Genomic DNA, 1,159 nt, shown 5'->3' with positions numbered 1-1,159 from the left:
CTCCGTCCCGCTAACGCGAACGCCTCAGGACTCAGTCTCGCCGTCGTCTTGGAAACTGACGCACGCAGGAAAGGACTCCTTTCCGCCAGAGCGTTGCGCAGCAATCACAGAACTGGGGAGCGGCTCAAGCTGCAAGGATAGATTGTAAAGGCGGCGCCGCGTCCAGATGGGGGATCCCTGCAGACGCTGGGCCAACCGGCGGCTGGCTGCAGACCGGGACAGGCCCTCGGCCAGCAATCGGGCCATTTCTTGACGAATTTCCGCTTCCGATTCACTGTCTCCCCGCCCATCCAAGGACTCCGTCCCGCCTCTGGCAGGGTTAGGGCTGGGAACGGCACCCACATATCCCTCAAGCAAGAGGGTGAACTCCCCCCGCGGCGGCTGGGCGGCGCAGTGCTCCAGAGCTGCTGCCAGGGATCCCCGCCAGAAGGACTCATACAGCTTGGTCAGCTCCCGCGCCAGCACGATCTGCCGCTCTGGGCCGCAGTGATCCAGCAGATCCTGCAGAGTTTGGCGCAGGCGATGGGGGGCTTCATAGAGAACGACGGTGCGCTCTTCTTGGGCCAACTGTTGCAGGCGGGCCTGTCGCTGACTGGGTTTAAGCGGCAAAAATCCCTCGAACACGAATCGTTCTGTGGGCAGGCCCGAAGCGGTCAAGGCGGCAACAGCAGCTACCGGCCCCGGCACAGGGATCACCGGGATCCCGGCCTGAATGCAGGCGCGCACCAACTCTTCTCCCGGATCGGAGATGGCAGGAGTGCCGGCATCGCTGATCAGGGCCACCGACTGGCCCGCCGACAGATACTTCAGGAGTTGCGGGATCCGTTGGGCAGCGTTGTGCTCGTGATAGCTGATGAGGCGGGCGGAGATTTGAAAATGTTTAAGAAGCTGGCCGGAGTGGCGAGTATCTTCTGCCGCCACCCAGTCCACTTCCCGCAAAACCCGCAGCGCCCGCAGGGTGATGTCTTCGCGGTTGCCGATGGGGGTGGCCACCAAGTAAAGGCTGGCGGTGGGGTGTTCCATCCCGAGCTCCAAGGCTGAGCTGCCGATAACCAGACAATAGCCAATTAGAGCAATTAGAGATCGCCTCGGATCCCCAGATTAACCTCTCTTGGCCGGTGCCCCGATACCCAAGCATCTGCCTTTCGCGGTAGCGGGA

General features: G+C 62.5%; 1 protein-coding gene. It reads right to left on the bottom strand.

Annotation, left to right across the window (positions count from 1 at the left end; translation table 11 throughout):
• Window positions 1-24: 24 nt before the first annotated feature.
• Complete coding sequence (gene rsmI / locus NW819_RS13410) at window positions 25-1,023, bottom strand: 16S rRNA (cytidine(1402)-2'-O)-methyltransferase (RefSeq protein WP_414414049.1); 999 nt, start codon at window positions 1,021-1,023, stop codon at window positions 25-27.
• Window positions 1,024-1,159 lie beyond the last annotated feature (136 nt).

Origin of the sequence: Synechococcus sp. R8-2 (assembly GCF_047461715.1) — a bacterium.
Taxonomy (GTDB): domain Bacteria; phylum Cyanobacteriota; class Cyanobacteriia; order Thermostichales; family Thermostichaceae; genus Thermostichus.
Note: the sequence above shows the minus strand (reverse complement) of the source record. Positions and strands in the feature narration are given on the sequence as shown.

Excerpts from the sequence above, each read along its gene's own strand:
- rsmI (WP_414414049.1), bottom strand. The coding sequence starts at position 1,023 with ATGGAACACCCCACCGCCAGCCTTTACTTGGTGGCCACCCCCATCGGC.